The organism is Streptomyces sp. NPDC057743 (assembly GCF_042798755.1).
Lineage (GTDB): Bacteria > Actinomycetota > Actinomycetes > Streptomycetales > Streptomycetaceae > Streptomyces.
Genome location: NZ_JBHVJX010000016.1, coordinates 124,929 through 138,916, shown reverse-complemented (window position 1 = coordinate 138,916; position 13,988 = coordinate 124,929). Strand labels below are relative to the sequence as shown.

Sequence of the window (13,988 nt, the reverse complement as noted above, 5' to 3'; positions counted from 1 at the left end):
GACCCGTCTCTTGGGGAGGTTCATCCGCCCGCGAAAATACCCAGAGGCCCCGGAATGCCCAAGGGACATTTCCGGAGCCATACCGGGCCGGCCCTCACGGGGCCTCATACACCATCAATAACGTCAGTCGTTCACGCAGGTGTTGCCGAAGGACGGGTTCAGCAGACCGACCACGGAGATCGTGTTGCCACAGGCGTTCACCGGAACGTGTACCGGCGCCTGAACGACGTTGCCGGCGACGACACCCGGGGAGCGCACCGCGGCACCCTGGGCTCCGGAGTCGGCAACGGCCAGGCCGGCGCCGGTGAGTACGAGACCACCGGCGACCGCAACAGCGGCGACGACCTTCTTGATCATGGTTCCTCCTTGTAGGCAATGCGGTCCCAGCCGCGGACCGCAATTACCTCAACGAAGCCGGGCCGTTGAAGCTACGAACACATCGCGGCATTCACTCTTTCCAGCGAAGTCAACGCGAAAGGCAGGAAATTCGCGTCGACTTCGCTACTGCACGCCACGTGAAACGCGCCCGACCACCCCCGAAAAACCGTTTCAGCGCCGCCTTTTGACGCCCAGGCACTCCGCATGCCCCCACATCTCACGACGGCACCCAACGGGCACACGGCGACGGGCAGCGGCTCACGCCACCCTCGCCGGCCCACCAACGAACAGGCAGAAGACGAAAGACGGTCAACTCTGCTCGATGAACCGATCCAGAACCCGCACGCCGAACTTCAAACCGTCCACCGGCACCCGCTCGTCCACGCCGTGGAACATCCCGGCGAAGTCCAGCTCCGGCGGCAGCTTCAGCGGCGCGAAGCCGAACCCGCGGATGCCCAGGTCGTCGAAGGACTTGGCGTCCGTCCCCGCGGAGAGCATGTACGGCACGGCCCGCGCGATCGGGTCCTCGGCCTGGAGCGCCGACTGCATGGCGTCCACCAGGGCGCCGTCGAAGGTGGTCTCCAGCGCCTTGTCCGCGTGGATGTCCTCGCGCCTGACCCGCGGCCCCAGGAGGCGGTCCATGTCCGCCAGGAACTCCTCCTCGTAACCCGGCAGGAAGCGGCCGTCGACGTGCGCGGTGGCCTCGCCCGGGATCACGTTGACCTTGTAACCGGCGCCCAACTGCGTGGGGTTGGCGGTGTTCCGCATCGAGGCGCCGATCAGCTTCGCGATCCCGCCGAGCTTCGCCAGCGTCGCGTCCATGTTCTCCGGGTCCAGCTCGGTGCCCAGCGCGTCCCCGAGCTCGTCCAGGAAGGACCGCAGCGTCTTGGTCACCCGCACCGGGAACTCGTACCGCCCCAACCGGCCGACCGCCTCGGACAGTTCGGTGATGGCGTTGTCCCGGTGGATCATCGAACCGTGCCCGGCCGTGCCGGCGACGGTCAGCTTCATCCAGTGCATGCCCTTCTGGGCGGTCTCCACCAGGTAGAGCCGCAGGTTCTCGTTGACGGTGAACGAGAACCCACCGACCTCACTGATCGCCTCGGTCACCCCCTCGAACAGCTCGGGGTGGTTGTCGACGAGGTACCGCGCGCCGTAGGTGCCGCCGGCCTCCTCGTCCGCGAGGAACGCCAGCACGATGTCGCGCGGCGGCTTGCGCCCGGTGCGCAGCCGGTCGCGCACGACGGCCAGCGTCATCGCGTCCATGTCCTTCATGTCGACCGCACCGCGGCCCCAGACGCACCCGTCCACGACCTCGCCGGAGAACGGGTGGTGGGTCCAGTCGGCCGCGTTGGCCGGCACCACGTCGGTGTGCCCGTGGATCAACAGGGCCGGCCGCGAACGGTCCTCGCCCTCGATCCGCGCGACGGTCGAGGCGCGCCCCTTGTGCGACTCGAAGATCTGCGGCTCCAGGCCGACCTCGGCCAGCTTCTCCGCGACGTACTCGGCGGCGACCCGTTCCCCGGGCCCCGAGTGGTCGCCGTAGTTGCTGGTGTCCATCCGGATCAGGTCGCGGCACAGATCGACGACCTCGTCCTCGCCGGTGACCGTACGGGTCGGCTGCGACTGGCTCATGCTGAAACCTCGCTTCGCTCGGCCCCGCACACGCGGGGCTCGCACCTCTCGATGGTTCTCCCCCAGCCCTCGGCCGGAGGGACCCCCATGCTGTGCTCGCTCACAGTGCCTCCTCGTGCGTCACGGCCGCGGTGCACCCGAAGGCCCCCGCGGCGGGGTCCACCGCCATCCTCCACCCCGCGCCCGCTTCGCCCAAGGCCGCAATACTCCCGACATGCCCTGGTCACAGGCGTGCCCCCGGGTCCGACCACCCGTGATCGACCACCCCCGAAGGTTTGCTATTGTTTTCCTCGTCGGAACGGCCCGGAGGCCGCAACGACAGACACCTTGTCCGGGTGGCGGAATGGCAGACGCGCTAGCTTGAGGTGCTAGTGCCCTTTATCGGGCGTGGGGGTTCAAGTCCCCCCTCGGACACCAGCTGAGACCCCTGTTCATCAGGGGTTTTCTGCTTTTCTGGGGCGTGGCGTGACCAACCACGTGACCAACGGCCCAGAGAGTTGCCTGGTCAGACCAGGGATGACAGGCCAAGCCTGTTGGCACCGGAGGCGGCAAGCTTCCGGGCTCCGTTCTTACGTGAGTGGCCGTAGCGGGCCATCGTGTAGCCCGGCGAGTGGTGCCGGACGTTCGCGGAGACCTCGACGGGGTTCTCCCCGGCCTCCAGATCGTTCGTGACCTTGCTGTGCCTCCAGTCGTGAATCCGGAAGTCCTCGGGCAGCTTCAGCCGCGTGCGCAGGGTGCGCCACCGCGCCGAGACCTTCTCGGGGTCCTGCGGTCCGCCACCCTCGCCCCGGTAGAGCTTGAAGCCGTCCCGGGCGAAGGCGAGATCGTGGTCCACCCAGGCCGCACCGAGGCGTTTGCGCTCCGCCTGCTGACGTTCCCACTGCCACTTCAGAACGTTCATGACGGACTGATCCACGTAGATCACGGCGTTGGCGTCGCCGTCCTTAGTGAGCTTCCGCAGCCGGTAGGTGTTGCCCTCCTCGACCACGACCCAGCCCAGTTCGATGGATCCCTCTGCCCAGTTGATGAGGGACCACTTCATGCCCAGGGCTTCACTGCGCCGCACTCCGGTGGCGGCGTAGACGGTCCACAGCGGAGCATCCCGCAGACAGTGATGAGTCAGTCCGTCGTCACAGGCCCGGTTCCCGCACGGCTCCCACACCGAACTGAGGAACCGACTGGTCTGGTCGTCGTCCACGGTCGGGAAATCGCGCTCCTGCGCCCGTATCTCCCTGCCTGTCGGCGGGTTGGCGGTCGCCGCCGGGTTGGCCGGTATCAGCTTGGGCACGGCCGAACCGAGGGCGCCGGACAGGATGTTGTGGATGTGCCGCACACTCTTAGCACCCAGGGGCTTGCCCTTGTTGGTGGGGCACGGGACGGTTTCCAGCATCCGGTACAGATCATCCAAGGTGTCGTCAGTGACCTCACACAGCTTCACGTCGCCTATGTGCGGCTTGATGTGCAGGCGGATCTTCGTCTCGTACCCGGCCACGGTCGTTCCCTCCTTCCTGAGGTTGCTGTGCCACTTGTCGAGCCAGTCACCCAACTTCATGTCCGAGCGGAGAGTGACCTTGCCTGCCTCGTGGTCGCTGTGCCAGGCGCGAAGCGCCTTCTCTGCTGCGGTCTTGGTGGGGTAGTCGCGACCTATCCAGGGGCGTCCCTTCTTGCCGGTCGCCTTGTTGAGGTGGAGCGGGGCGCGTACGCCCCAGGTGTTCGGTCGGCCCTTCCGCTTGATCTCCGTCGGGGTACCGCCGAGCCCGTTTCCGCGCTTCGCCACGTAGGTCAGTTGCCCTTCTGGTCCTGGTGCCACCGCGTGAGGACCGCTGAGGCTTTCTGGGTGAGTCGCTGCCCGTCCCATAGGCCGAGTTCTTTAGATCGTTTGATGCGCTCGGACATGGTGGCTTTGCCGATGCCCAAACGACTGGCCAGCTCGCCCTGGGGGGCAGTGGTTCCGGTGGCGCGCATCCGTGCCAGTTCGGCGACGAGGAGCGTGTAGTCCTCTTCCGTGCGGCAGCGGGCGGGTACTGGGTATGGGTCGTTCATCGCCCGGTCTTCTTGCTTGGCGAGCGCCGCGCGGGCTCCCGCCTTGATCTCCGCCAAGGGGATCTGACGAAGCAGACTGGCGGGGATGCCATCAGTCTCCTCGGCCTCGTCCATTAGCCTGCCGATGACCTCCGGATCCCCGCCCACATTGAGGTTGATGGTCAGCTCAGAGGGGCCGTTGAATGGCGCGTTTACGGGGCAGCGTGCCTGGACTCGCCATGGGCCGTAGAACTGCGTCCAGACGATCTCTGAGCCGTCGCGCCGCCACTCTGGGGTGTGTGGTGTTGGTGTGTTCACAAGATCGAGGCTAGCACCCAACGAACCTGATGCAGCAAGTTCGGAAAGTGTGAGGATCGCCACCACTCCGAACGTGGCGCAACAAGTTCGACATAGGTGAAACTGTCAGCAGGCCGGACAGCCACAGGGCGAAGCCATCGCCCACCGGCCAGTGAAGGAGCCCAGTGCACTTGAAGCTCATGACCGTTGACGACGTGGCCGACTACCTGAACGTTCCCGAGTCTTGGGTGTATGGAAATTGGAAGCGCAAGGAGATTCCGTTCCGGAAGGTGGGGCAGTCGCTCCGGTGCCGTCCGGTCGACTTGGAGAAGTGGCTCGACCAGCAGAACTGACCTGAATAGCGCGACGAGCAAGACCCCCGAGGCAACCGGGGGCTTTCTTATTTTCCGAAAGGGTTGCGTGGGAGCTTCACCGGAGGACTACATAAACGAGATCATTCCGCCGTCCGACGACAAGGAACGGGAGAAGCTGGAGCGGAAGGCAGACGCGTTTCTTGAGGCGGCTGGCGACGAAGTCTGGGATGTATGGCCCGGCTCATGGCCGCGACGGAAGGAGACGGAGTTCGACCGCATAGCAGCGGCTCACACCGGCTCGGTCCCTTTGGCGGCAGTTTCCATCGTCGCCTCCCTGCCCGAGTGCGACCTCGAAGTGGAACACCACACGACGGAAGAGCTGATGCAGGAGCGCCCTGGGGCCCAAGCGGCGGATACCCTCTCACAGTTGCTTGAGGGGACCGCCATCACGCCCAGCTACGGCTCAGGGTTCGTCATGGAACGCAGGAACTTCCCTCCGGAAACGTGTCGATGGAGTGGCTGCAATGAACCGCTGTACGTCGCTGAGGCACCCTGTAAGGCCGGTAGGCCACCCAGGCATTGCGGGGCGCACAAGAAGGCCGCCAAGGCCCGCACACGACGTCTGAGGTACCGAGGAATTCGGGTGGGGAAGAACAGGAACTTGGTCTATGACTTCCCCGGCTTGCGACACCAAGACCTGACGGGGTACCGGCAGCTATGGGGCAGGGTCAACACGGCGAGGTCGTGATCAGTAGGGGGTTGCTTCGGCTGTGTCGCATTAATTCACAGCTAGTGGAGGAGCGATCCTCCGGGGCCATGCACACTCGGCGGTGTGCCTCTGGCACGGCCTACGGGCCGGGCAGTTCCTAAGTCGTCATGAGGCTCTGCGGACACCTCCCTGTGAGGGGGACAATGTAGAGAAGACTCCTCCCTTACTTCCTGCTGAACTCGTCCACAGCGGGGGGTAAGGGGGGCAGTGTTTCTCTTACGTTGACCTCTTGTGAGGGTGATGGGCCGCCTTGAGAGCGGCCCTTTCTGCTTCTACTTCCTAGCTTGATTAGGTCTTGAGGAGGTGTCGCCTGTGAGCGACCCCCAGGCCGATTCCCATTCTCCGGCCCCGGTGCCGGCCGACCATTCTGATTCAGTCCGGGCCGAGGTCCAGCGCGAGTACGCGGCCAAGCTCGTCCAGGCCGAGGTCAGAGCCCACGCAGCCCAGGCCGGTATCAACCTCGCCCAGGGCTTCACCGATTACCTGGACCCTTCCAAGCTCCTTGGTGAGGACGGCGATCCGTCAGCCGAGGTCATCGCCAGGGCACTTGAGCCGTTGAAGCCTGCCGAGCCCGAGTACCAGCAGCTTGTCGGCACCGGTTTTCACCGTGGCGTCCACAGTGCACCCACTCACCGTGTCTCTCTCGACGTCCGTAAGCGCTAACCAGGAGTACCCATATGACTTTTGCCTACCAGAACGCTGCTAGCCATACCTTCGTCCCGGAAATTTGGGATGCCGACCTACTGACGCAGTTCGATCCGCTGCTGGTGTGGGCTTCTCCGATCGTCTCGAACAACAAGTACGAAGGGAATATCCGGAAGAAGGGCGATGTAGTCCACATCAACTCACTTCTGCGGCCTTCGGTTGGGGACTACAAGCTCCCGGACGGCATGACCGCCCAGCGGCCAGAGACCGTTGACCAGAAGCTCCCCATCACCGAAGCCAAGTACCTCCAGGTCCTCATCGAGGACGCCGAGCGCATCCAGCTCGCCAGCGGCAACCTCAACTCTCCGATCAATCAGCAGATGATTCGGTCCCTGGCCCGCGAGGCCGACACCTTCATGGGCAACATCATCGCGAAGGGCGCCACGGCCCTGCCGAATGTCAAGGTGGCAGCAACGAACGCCCCCCAAGCGCTCTACAGCGCGGTCCTCGACATGATGCTGGCCTTGGACGACAACGACATCCCGGTGGGCCGGTACGTGGTCGTCTCGCCCCGCGTGAAGCGGTACCTCATCGAGCACCCGGCCGTTGCCAACGCAGCCGCGTACGGCGAAGGCGGCGTGACCGCGAACGGGGTCGTGGCGCGTCTCGCTGGCTTCGCCGTCCTGTCCACCACGGCCATGCCGAAGGGCGTGGACATCGTGGCCGGGCACAAGGAGTTCGCCACTTACGCAAGCCAGTTCAGCGGGTTCCGTGAGGGCCAGTCGGAGAAGTACCGGGCCGATTACATCGACACCCTCCACCTCTACGGCGGAAAGATCGTGCGGTATCCGCAGGTGGACACCAAGAAGGCGGACAACACCTTTGACGAGTCCAAGCCGACCAAGGGCATCGTCCGTGCGGCCGTGGAATGGGGCGCCGCAGCCTGACCCTGCAAGCGCACGGTATGCGTGCCTTGAAGTCACGCATAGCTGATGCGTGCACTGTCAGGCTGCTATCGAGGAGCCGTGTCGACACCTGCGAGGCTTACGAGAAGGCCAGCAAGTAACTGTTCCTCAAGGGCCCCCTCTTCACTGGAGGGGGCCTTTCTGTTGTACCCATGGACATATAGAGAACCCGGCACAAATAACGTAGGTGTCATCCAGCATCAACCGTGATGGGTTAGCCGGAAAGAGTGGGGCAGGCCACCTGTAGAGGGGCCATTGGGTCCCTAAAAGGCTCGAACGTCGACTGTGAGGAACGGAAGAGGCTGACCGAGGTGCGCGAGGCGTACGTGAAGGCCCACTGACGAATCTAATCGAGACGGAAGCCCCCACTGCTCTCAGGGGATTCCTTGCTGTCGTGGCTCGATATGCCCCCTGCCGGAACCTATGGCTGATGTGTCAGCTGCACGTCCCGTTGCCCGAGCTATCCAGGTTACAGGTCAGAGTCTGAGTAAGAGTCGCGGTGGCGACCGGTGTCACGCCGCTGGTCTCCAGGTCAGTGACGGTCACCTGAAGCTCCCCGCGCCTGGGTGGGTTGCCTATCAGGTTTGTAGGGTTGTCGTCGAAGAAATCACTGTCAGAGCGGGTGGCGACAAACCTCTTCGTGCCCGCCGCCTGGAACCCGAAGCTGTTCAGCAGGACGGCCAAGTTCTGAATGTCCCCGATAGTCGTATTGGCGAGGATGCCTTTGAGAGTCTCATAGCCGCCATTGCTAGTGACACCGAAGTTGACGAACGTGACCGTGAGCGTGGGTTCGATCGTCAGGCCCTGCGCATTGGCAGGCCCGATGGTGAACAGGGTGGTGACGGCGAACGATACGGCTGTGACTGCGAGACGGGGGTGTATGGATTTCATCTCCTTGCTCCTCTCCAGGCTGCGGTGCCGGGGTGCGATGGCGCCGCAATGCTCGGAGTGTCCTGCGGGGGTCGGGTTTCAGCCAGGTGTGCCAGGGGGCGCGTAGGCGTGCGGACCAGGCTTGCAGCGGCGCCTATGCGCCCTCGGCGAGAGCGGACTCCGTTCATGCGAGTGACGCTTTGCCGGGCACGTGCTGTCGCCCACTAGACCTGTATGAGGCCGACTGAAAGTTCATACCCGTACACGGTCGGTGGAAGGCACCCCCGGTGGGTCCTTTCCTCTTCTCAACTCGGATTAGCCCCATCCTCCAATCGAAATTGAAATGCATGAATGTGATGCAGGTCACGACGAATTGGACTTGTTCTCGGGTTTTTCTGATGCAGGATGAGATCAGTTCCGCAAGATCGAATGCGGATGGCCGTCAGAGCAACGCTCCGGCCACAAAGCGACTTCACCCTGGCCGACCCGAATCAAAGGATTCCGCCCATGCGTAAGACCGTCCTGGTCCCCGTCGAACACCGATACTGCGACGCGCATATTGCCCGCGATGGCAGCGAGGTAGAGGCGACGGCGATGCTGACACTGGGGCACCGCGCTTGGGACCTCTGTGTGGATCACCGGTTCACCTTCGCCAAATACTTGGTGGATGCTCTCGGGTCTGGCGTGCCGGAGGCTGACAAGTCGGACTCTGAGGCCAAGCCGGATCCTGTGATGGTTGCCGAGCCTGCCCCTGTCGCGGCCGAGGCCGAGCCCGAAGCGACAGTGCAGTCGGAAGGGGACGGAGTCGATGAGGTGGACTCTGATGCCTCCGAGCCTGAACCTGTGAGGTCCGTGATGCTGGCCGGGGAAGTGCCGGGCTACAACTGGGAGTCGGCCCGTGAGGCGGTGCGGAACCTGGGCTACGAGGTAGTTGGACGCGCTGATGACAGCACGGTCCTACTCCTCCTGGGTGAGGGGGGCGACCGCAACGGCACGAAGCTTCGAGACGCTGCGGAACGCAGTCTTCCCGTGATGGACGTACGCGCTCCGGGCCGCTTCGAGTCGGCCGTACTGGCGGGGGAGTTCGTAGGCGGTGACCCCCTTCCCGAGCCTGCCAAGGTCGACCGCTCGGGCATGAGCGACCGCGAGAGGAATCGAGCGGTACGCCAGTGGGCCAGGACCAACGGGTACACGGTGCCGGATCGCGGGCGCATCCCACTTCATGTGAAGCACGCGTTCGAGGTGGCGCACAGGGACGCCGCCGGGGGAAAAGCCCTCGCGGCCTGAGTGTCGCGCCTACCGTGCCGGGCGCCCTCAGCGCCCAGCCTCCCCGGCCACAGGCCACCCAGGCAACCCTTTTCGAGATAGAGGCAGCATGAGCACCCCTGTTCTGTACGGCCCCATCGGTCGTGCCGTCCGCAAGATCGCCCCGCTCCTCGAAACGGACGCTCTGGGGGTGTACGTGGCGGCCCTGTCGATGTGGTCGGCCGCCATCGGTGGCACGGTCACGGTGTCGTCCCGTGGCAACGCCCGTCCGGTGCTGCTGTGGTCGGCTCTGGTGGCCGGAACGGGCAGGGGCAAGGGGACCGCGCTCCGGGCCGCGCAGCACGCGATGAACCCGGCCCTTGGCCGCTTCCTGGCGACCCACACCACCTCGGGTATCACGTCCGGGGCGAGTCTCGTCAACCATCTGTGGGAGCAGCAAGAGGCCACGGCGGACACTGAACAAGGCCGTGACGTAAGGGTGTTCGTGTGTGAGGAGGAGTGGAGTGAATCGCTGCGCAGGGTGAAGCGGGATGCGTCATTCACAGGCAAGCTCAGGTCTTGCTTCGATGGGGCACCGCTGCGCAACACGACCAAGGAAGAGGCTCAGGTAGTCGAGTCTCCGGCCCTGGTGATGCACTGCCACATCACGCCTACCGAATGGGTCAAGAACCTGTCCGCCAGCGATGCGGCGGGCGGCTCGTACAACCGCATCCTGCCGTTCCTGCTCGGTTCCGTGCCGATGCTGGATGACGACCGCGTGAGCCTGCCCAAGGTGGACGGCTCGGAACTGTCCGCCGCCTACGCGTGGGCTACCGCTCGACCTCGCGTGACCACACTCGCCGAGGACGCCCGTCCCCTGTGGCGGCTCGTCAGGCGGTACGCCCGCATCCTGGGCGAGACCCTGCCGGAAACTCAGGCGGTGTTCATCGAAAGGACCGCCGAGCAGACGCTGAGGGTCGCGGCCTGCCTGGCCGCCTCCGAGTGCTCCGAGGTCATCACGGAAGAGATGCTGTCGGCGGCGTTCTCACTCGTCCGCCGCTCCGTCCAAGACGCGGTCCGGATCACCAAGGGGGCCGACGCTCCGAAGGTGAAGCGTCAGCCGCTCAGTCTCGGCGACAAGGTCCGGGCCCGGATCGAGATGCAGGGCGGTCGGGCAACCTCGTCTCAGGTGCTCCCGTACGTCGGGGCGACCGCAGCCCAGGTCAAGGCGCTGCCTGGAATCGTCGTCACCGTGGAACGGTCGGGGAAGAGCGGCCGTCCTGCCACCGTTTTCACGCTCCGCGGTGACGATTCCCATCACGCTGAGGTACCGGAACCGGAGGTCCCGATCCAGCGGCCGGCCGAATCTGCGCGGAATGGTGCCACGGTCGTGCAGATGGACGCCTACCGCCCGACCACCACCCCGCCCCCGGAAGTCGCGCTCGTACCGAAGCGTTCGGAACCGACTACCGATTCCAACCCGTTCCTCGCTCTGCTCTAACCAACCAAAGAAACGCCCCGGCCCTTTGGGACCGGGGCTCGTTGCTTTGCTTCGATGCTCAGGCCACCTGGGCACGGGCGATCAGAGTTCCGATGTGATCGTTCTCCGGAGCGTCCAGGATCTGTACGTCCGCTTCCTTGAATCCGGCTTTGAGTAGGAGGGTTTCCCACTTCCGGGGCGTGTAGCTGTAGCGGTACGTGTACATGGCCTTGCCCGCGAACCCACCCTTGTACATACCCTGCGGGCCGTACGCGCCGGGGATGGCCGGGGGGTGGGAGAACGTGAGCACACCGCCAGGGTTCAACCGCTCAGCGATCAAAGGAAGCAGCTTGGCCGGATCGGTGAACCACACGGCCCCGAAGATCGAGTACACAGCGTCGTACGTCTCCGTCGTGCTGCTCAAGTGGTCCAGCACTTCAGCGCAGACGAATCGCGCTCCCAACGGGCCCCACCGTTCTGTGGTGTTGGCGACCATGACGGGCGAGAGGTCCACACCGGTTGTCTTCACGCCTTTCTGCGCGAGGTAGGCGAGCGCTCGCCCCGTGCCGCATCCGACTTCCAGTGCGGTTGCCGGATCTCCCAGCAGTTCGGGGCCGGGCCCATGCCCGCTGTACTGCGTCCAGCAGAAGACGGGATCGGATTCGAACACCTTGTCCTTGGTGCTCTCCGCGAAGGTGTCCCAGAGTTCGCGTTCGCTGTCGATGTCGTGTCGTGCGGGCAACGGGCTTCCTCTGTGTCGGGGCGGGCAAGAGGGTGCCCCCGCCCCTCGTGCGGAGTTGGGGGCGAGGGCACTCTAGTCCCGTGTCAGTGGCTGTCGGGGACCTTGTTGTCACACGGCGAGCAGTCGGACGCGTCCACCTCCCACAGCTCGTCATCGACGGTGAAGCCGTTCTTGCGCAGCAGTTCGGCCGTGCGCATCACGGTGCCGTCCCGGCGGCGCTCGATCAGCGGGGCGTGGTGCTTGTACCGCCCGCTGTTGTACTCCTCGCACAGCGCGAAGTAGAGCGGCGTGTCGAGGATGAGCTGATGAACGCCTACGTCCACGGTCTTGCCGACGCCCATGTCCACGCCGGGGCATTCCATGGCGGTGATCAGGTACGCGATGCCCTGGCCGAGGATGCGCTCGGCCAGGCTGCGAACGGCCACGCTGTCACGCAGCAGAAGCGCGACTTCTCGCTCCCACAGGTCGGCCACGTCCACGTCTGCGACCAGATGCGGCACGCGTTCCTGTACCGCGTTGAGGATGATGCGCGGATCACGGGTCCGCGTGTGAACTGCTGTGCTCATCGTGCGTCTCCTCCTGCTGTGGAGTGGTGCACTGCACTTGCTGACCCGGCCGGTCGACTCCGCTTCACGGTGGCATGCGACCGACCGGGGCTTGACCCGCTCCCCGCTGGGGAGCCTCACTGACCAGTGGGGAACGGGAACTCATGGATGCGCTGAGGCGAGCTTCCCGGCAGCCGCCATGACCAGGAGCGCCACGGCTGTTCCCCACGTCAGCAGGGCCAGGATTCCGCCCCAGAACGACCCGTCGCGGCTGACCTTCCAGCCCCGTAATCGGCTCACCGACTGACACCGAGCGAGGCGAGGCTGCGCACATGACGGTTGTGCTTGACCAGGGCTCTGAGCTGAATCAACTCCCGGTCGTTGGCGGCACGGACGGCCACGGTGCGGGTGTGCCAGCGAAGCCCTGAAGGACGCGTGAGGGTCAGCTTCGTGCCGTGCTGCGCGTGGACCACGCCCACCAACTGGCTTCCCCGATCGAACACCGCCGCGCCCCGTTTCCAGTCCGCTACGGGGGCCGTCCTGAGCCCAGGTGAGTTCGTCATCCTCAATGCCTCCGGTCCGCTTCATCTCTTGCAGATACGGTGCAACCGGACGCGATCTCAGCCCAGGGACAGGGTGTGCGAGTGCTCAAATCAGGTAGGACGTAGCGTCCTAGTTACCTCTCGATCTCCAAGCGAACTGCTAGATCCCTGATGGGGGAACTACGGCGACGTTCGCGTTCCCGCAACTCCGCTACGAGGTGCCGGGACGTGGAGTGGTAGCGCATCCACTCAGGGGCTGTCTGTTCAGCAGCGAGCAGGGCCCTTGTCGCCTCGGAGTCGCGGTTCATCTCCGCGTATGCCAGGGCCCGGTCCAGATGATGCCGGGCAAGCCAAGTGGGAGGCAGGCCAGCCACGTTGGTAATGCGCTTGGCATGGCGCAGAGCCTTGTCCGGCTTCCCCATGTCCACGTACGCGTTCACCGCCGCGACTCCAGCATTCGTCGGGCCGAAGGGGGTTGCGTAGTCGAGGCGGTCAACACCGATGCGCGCGGCCGCCGCCGTGGCTAGCGAGAGCAACTCTTCGGCACTGTCAGTGCGTTCCGCCCGGACTGCGGCACTGGCACCACGAAGCAAGAGAATCCCCCACAGAGACAGATCGATGGGGGCCGACCTGAAACCGGGCTCGATGCGCTCCGCCATCCGAACCGCGACCTCTTCGGCGTCCGCCACTCGCCCTTGCTTGGAGAAGATCCAAGAGAGGGAGGAGACACCGATGATCTCCAAGCGCGGGTCGTCGGACTGCTGTGCCGCAGCCATGGACCGCTCCAGAGCCGTGTAGGCCGCATCCTCCTTGCCGAACGCAGTGAGGGTTGTAGCGGCTACCTGATACGCCTCAGCGAGCACTGCGTAGGCTGCTGCGCGGTCGGTACCCGTGTACTCATGGACGGCAGCGCGAGCGTCGGCCAGCAGTGTTGGCAGTAGGGCGGTGATCTTTGTTAACTCGCCTTGGCGACGGATGCGTTCGGTGCTTCGGATGCTGTCGCGTAGTTGAGCAATCGTCGGAGGTGGTGCGCCCTCCAGGTCGCCGAGTCCGGGGAATCCTGAGAGAGGCGTGACCGCTTGTCGCAGCGTAAGGAGGCTCGGCGGCTCTGCTCCGTTGCTCGGCTCCAGCACCCGGGGGGCTCCGAGAAGCACGGAGGTCTCCACGTCCAGAGCCCGTGCGAACTTGTTGAGCGTGGTCATGCGTGCGGTCATCCGCTGGTTCTGCTCCAGCTTCCGCACCGTGTCCACGCTTAGCAGCGCCTTCTCGGCAAGCTGCTCCTGAGTCAGACCACGCCGCATGCGCAGCTCGACCAGCCGTTCCCCAAGTGTTGTCGCCATGGCCCTGCCTGTCGGGAGAGTGAAGCGCCTGGAGCTACGGTACGCCCGCACCGCTCAGGCCGTCGGAGATCGCCGGACGGCCTGGGTTGGTCACGTGACCAACGCATGACCAACAGCGGTCCGAAACAGGCAGAAACAGCAGGTGAGCATGACCAACTCTGGAGTCCCGAGCGGGCCCCCAGAGGGAACGTTCTTGCAG

At 64.9% G+C, this 13,988-nt stretch carries 15 protein-coding genes and 1 tRNA gene; 7 read left to right on the top strand and 9 right to left on the bottom strand.

The window, feature by feature from the left end:
• Positions 1 to 123: 123 nt before the first annotated feature.
• A complete protein-coding gene (locus ACFVFQ_RS20160; RefSeq protein ID WP_383417776.1) occupies positions 124 to 357 on the bottom strand; it encodes a chaplin in 234 nt (77 codons plus the stop codon).
• Positions 358 to 687: 330 nt separating this feature from the next.
• Positions 688 to 2,013 (bottom strand): M20/M25/M40 family metallo-hydrolase, encoded by a 1,326-nt coding sequence (locus ACFVFQ_RS20155; RefSeq protein ID WP_383417770.1) that lies wholly within the window; start codon positions 2,011 to 2,013, stop codon positions 688 to 690.
• Positions 2,014 to 2,342: 329 nt separating this feature from the next.
• Here ACFVFQ_RS20155 and ACFVFQ_RS20150 point away from each other — a divergent pair.
• Positions 2,343 to 2,430: transfer RNA gene (locus ACFVFQ_RS20150), tRNA-Leu, on the top strand.
• Between the two features lie 88 nt (positions 2,431 to 2,518).
• Here ACFVFQ_RS20150 and ACFVFQ_RS20145 read toward each other — a convergent pair.
• Positions 2,519 to 3,790, bottom strand: a complete 1,272-nt coding sequence (locus ACFVFQ_RS20145) for a tyrosine-type recombinase/integrase (RefSeq protein ID WP_383417767.1) — start codon at positions 3,788 to 3,790, stop codon at positions 2,519 to 2,521.
• 5 nt (positions 3,791 to 3,795) lie between these two features.
• Positions 3,796 to 4,416: a hypothetical protein gene (locus ACFVFQ_RS20140; protein WP_383417764.1), complete on the bottom strand. Its 621-nt coding sequence runs from the start codon at positions 4,414 to 4,416 to the stop codon at positions 3,796 to 3,798.
• Between the two features lie 116 nt (positions 4,417 to 4,532).
• On the opposite strand from ACFVFQ_RS20140, the gene ACFVFQ_RS20135 reads away from it, so the two are divergent.
• From ACFVFQ_RS20135 to ACFVFQ_RS20120, 4 genes are all read left to right on the top strand, one after another.
• Entirely contained in the window at positions 4,533 to 4,685 is a 153-nt protein-coding gene (locus tag ACFVFQ_RS20135) for a helix-turn-helix domain-containing protein (RefSeq protein ID WP_383417974.1), read from the top strand.
• Positions 4,686 to 4,752: 67 nt separating this feature from the next.
• Positions 4,753 to 5,394 (top strand): hypothetical protein, encoded by a 642-nt coding sequence (locus ACFVFQ_RS20130; protein ID WP_383417761.1) that lies wholly within the window; start codon positions 4,753 to 4,755, stop codon positions 5,392 to 5,394.
• Between the two features lie 333 nt (positions 5,395 to 5,727).
• Positions 5,728 to 6,078 (top strand): hypothetical protein, encoded by a 351-nt coding sequence (locus ACFVFQ_RS20125; RefSeq protein WP_383417758.1) that lies wholly within the window; start codon positions 5,728 to 5,730, stop codon positions 6,076 to 6,078.
• A gap of 14 nt (positions 6,079 to 6,092) precedes the next feature.
• Positions 6,093 to 7,007, top strand: a complete 915-nt coding sequence (locus tag ACFVFQ_RS20120; protein WP_383417756.1) for a hypothetical protein — start codon at positions 6,093 to 6,095, stop codon at positions 7,005 to 7,007.
• A 453-nt stretch (positions 7,008 to 7,460) separates the two neighbouring features.
• On the opposite strand, the gene ACFVFQ_RS20115 is transcribed toward ACFVFQ_RS20120, so the two are convergent.
• Positions 7,461 to 7,916 (bottom strand): hypothetical protein, encoded by a 456-nt coding sequence (locus ACFVFQ_RS20115; protein ID WP_383417753.1) that lies wholly within the window; start codon positions 7,914 to 7,916, stop codon positions 7,461 to 7,463.
• Positions 7,917 to 8,402: 486 nt separating this feature from the next.
• Between ACFVFQ_RS20115 and ACFVFQ_RS20110 the strand changes: the two genes are divergently transcribed.
• Together ACFVFQ_RS20110 and ACFVFQ_RS20105 are read left to right on the top strand one after the other, a co-directional pair.
• Positions 8,403 to 9,182, top strand: a complete 780-nt coding sequence (locus ACFVFQ_RS20110) for a histone-like nucleoid-structuring protein Lsr2 (RefSeq protein WP_383417750.1) — start codon at positions 8,403 to 8,405, stop codon at positions 9,180 to 9,182.
• 88 nt (positions 9,183 to 9,270) lie between these two features.
• Positions 9,271 to 10,641 (top strand): DUF3987 domain-containing protein, encoded by a 1,371-nt coding sequence (locus tag ACFVFQ_RS20105; RefSeq protein ID WP_383417747.1) that lies wholly within the window; start codon positions 9,271 to 9,273, stop codon positions 10,639 to 10,641.
• A 58-nt stretch (positions 10,642 to 10,699) separates the two neighbouring features.
• Here ACFVFQ_RS20105 and ACFVFQ_RS20100 read toward each other — a convergent pair whose 3' ends face one another.
• The 4 genes from ACFVFQ_RS20100 to ACFVFQ_RS20085 all read right to left on the bottom strand — a co-directional run bounded on the left by ACFVFQ_RS20100 (position 10,700) and on the right by ACFVFQ_RS20085 (position 13,789).
• The gene (locus tag ACFVFQ_RS20100; RefSeq protein WP_383417745.1) at positions 10,700 to 11,362 is read right to left on the bottom strand and encodes a class I SAM-dependent methyltransferase; all 663 of its coding nucleotides are present in this window, start codon (positions 11,360 to 11,362) and stop codon (positions 10,700 to 10,702) included.
• Positions 11,363 to 11,445: 83 nt separating this feature from the next.
• Positions 11,446 to 11,928, bottom strand: a complete 483-nt coding sequence (locus tag ACFVFQ_RS20095; protein WP_383417742.1) for a hypothetical protein — start codon at positions 11,926 to 11,928, stop codon at positions 11,446 to 11,448.
• 275 nt (positions 11,929 to 12,203) lie between these two features.
• Positions 12,204 to 12,410: a hypothetical protein gene (locus ACFVFQ_RS20090; RefSeq protein WP_383417739.1), complete on the bottom strand. Its 207-nt coding sequence runs from the start codon at positions 12,408 to 12,410 to the stop codon at positions 12,204 to 12,206.
• 173 nt (positions 12,411 to 12,583) lie between these two features.
• On the bottom strand, positions 12,584 to 13,789 hold the full coding sequence (locus ACFVFQ_RS20085) for a helix-turn-helix domain-containing protein (protein ID WP_383417736.1): 1,206 nt from the start codon (positions 13,787 to 13,789) through the stop codon (positions 12,584 to 12,586).
• Between the last annotated feature and the right edge of the window lie 199 nt (positions 13,790 to 13,988).